The organism is Allobosea sp. CER48, assembly GCF_044752385.1.
Lineage (GTDB): Bacteria > Pseudomonadota > Alphaproteobacteria > Rhizobiales > Beijerinckiaceae > Allobosea.
Map to the genome: position 1 here is coordinate 1 of NZ_JBIWYK010000551.1, position 1,825 is coordinate 1,825.

General features: G+C 66.4%; 3 protein-coding genes. 1 reads left to right on the forward strand and 2 read right to left on the reverse strand.

Annotation, left to right across the window (positions count from 1 at the left end; translation table 11 throughout):
* Positions 1-1,015: PQQ-dependent sugar dehydrogenase (locus ACIPIA_RS15420; protein WP_400510812.1), on the forward strand; the 1,015-nt coding region annotated here is incomplete at its 5' end.
* Positions 1,016-1,036: 21 nt separating this feature from the next.
* Here the strand turns inward: ACIPIA_RS15420 and ACIPIA_RS15425 are convergent.
* Together ACIPIA_RS15425 and ACIPIA_RS15430 are read right to left on the reverse strand one after the other, a co-directional pair.
* Positions 1,037-1,339, reverse strand: a complete 303-nt coding sequence (locus ACIPIA_RS15425; protein WP_400510814.1) for a hypothetical protein — start codon at positions 1,337-1,339, stop codon at positions 1,037-1,039.
* Positions 1,340-1,393: 54 nt separating this feature from the next.
* A complete protein-coding gene (locus ACIPIA_RS15430; RefSeq protein ID WP_400510816.1) occupies positions 1,394-1,750 on the reverse strand; it encodes a DMT family protein in 357 nt (118 codons plus the stop codon).
* Positions 1,751-1,825 lie beyond the last annotated feature (75 nt).

Genomic DNA, 1,825 nt, shown 5'->3' on the forward strand with positions numbered 1-1,825 from the left:
CATCGCCGGCGGGCTGGAACATCCCTGGGGGCTCGCCTTTCTGCCCGATGGGCGCATGCTCGTCACCGAGCGGCCGGGGCGGCTGCGGTTGGTCGAGGCCGACGGCAAGCTGTCGCGACCGGTCACCGGCGTGCCCAGCGTGATGGGCCGCGGGCAGGGTGGCCTGCTCGATGTCGCTCTGGATCCCGCGTTTGCTCAGAACCGCCTGGTCTATGTCTCCTTCTCCGAGCCACGTTCCGGTGGCAACGGCACCAGCGTTGCCCGCGGGCGCCTCAATGAGCAGGGCACGGCGCTGACCCAGGTCGAGGTCATCTTCAGGCAGATGCCTTCGATCAACTCGAACATGCATTTCGGCTCCCGCCTCGTCTTCGACCGGACGGGTGCGCTCTTCGTCACGGTCGGGGATCGCTACAGCCAGCGCGATCAGGCGCAGAATCCGGAAAACCATATCGGCAAGGTCATCCGCATTCGGCCGGAGGGCGGCGCACCGGCCGACAATCCGAAGAAGCAGGGCTGGGCGCCCGAAATCTGGTCGATCGGCCACCGCAACGTGCAGGGCGCGGCGCTCCACCCGCAGACCGGTCAGCTCTGGACTGCGGAGCATGGCGCGCGTGGCGGTGACGAGATCAACACGCCGAAGGCCGGGCTGAACTATGGCTGGCCGGTCATCACCTACGGCGTCGACTATTCCGGCGCGAAGGTCGGCGAGGGTACGGCGAAGCCCGGCATGGAGCAGCCGCTGTTCTACTGGGACCCGTCGATCGCGCCCTCCGGCGCGGCGTTCTACACCGGAGAGGTCTGGCCGGCCTGGAAGAACTCGCTCTTCGTCGGCGCGCTCGCCGGGCAGATGCTGGTCAGGCTGTCTACGCAGGGCGAGACCGTGACCGGCGAGGAGCGCCTGCTCACCTCGATAGCCGAGAGGATCCGGGACGTGGTGCAGGGGCCGGACGGCTTCCTCTACCTGCTCACCGATGACGACAGCGGCAAGATCCTGCGGCTGCGGCCGGCGAAATAGAGGCCCGCCCGGGCGATTGGATCAGGGCCCGCAATCCCACTCGCTTTCGACGGCGAAGACCTTGCGCGTGGCGAGGTGGCCGTTTGCGTCATAGAGATCGCCGACGAAATATTCGGTCCCGGCAGCATCGCGCGTGCTGCGCTCGACCTGCAGCGACCAGCCGTAGCCAAGCTGCTTGCCGCCTTGCCAGCTGCGATGGATCGCGTTCGGGGAGGCGGCCGAGAGAATGCGCGCGGAATCGCTGCTGGGGCTGCAGGTCGGGCCGGCCATGGCCGCGCCGGGCGCGAGCACGAGCCCGCAGAAGATCAGTGCCGTCTTGTTCAAGGCAGTTGTTCCTGGTCGCTTGTCGGTTTGAAGTCTGAGCCGGAGGGAGTCCGCTCAGCCTTTGGCGTGGAAGATGAAGAAGGCGCCTGCCGCGATCAGGGCAAAGCCGACCGCGTGGCTCCAGGTCAAGGATTCCTTGAGCCAGAACACCGAGAAGCCTGCGAAGACGGTGAGGGTGATGACTTCCTGCATCGTCTTGAGCTCGGCGGCCGAATAGACGGCCGAGCCGATGCGGTTCGCCGGCACAGCCAGCATGTATTCGGGCAGCGCGATCATCCAGCTCGCGAGGATGGCGAGCCAGATAGCGGTGCTTTTGTAACTGAGGTGCCCGTACCAGGCGAAGGTCATGAAGATGTTCGAGCCGAACAGCATCAGGATCGGCAGGAGATGGGCGAGGGAGAGCGTGGGCATGCCGGGAGCTTTCTTCGCGACGGCCTTGATGGCGACGGCTGACAACGGTCTTTCCAGGGTGCGGTTCCGCCGGTC

Bases quoted from the DNA above. Each gene is read 5' to 3' on its own strand.
- ACIPIA_RS15430 (WP_400510816.1), bottom strand. From the start codon at position 1,750: ATGCCCACGCTCTCCCTCGCCCATCTCCTGCCGATCCTGATGCTGTTC.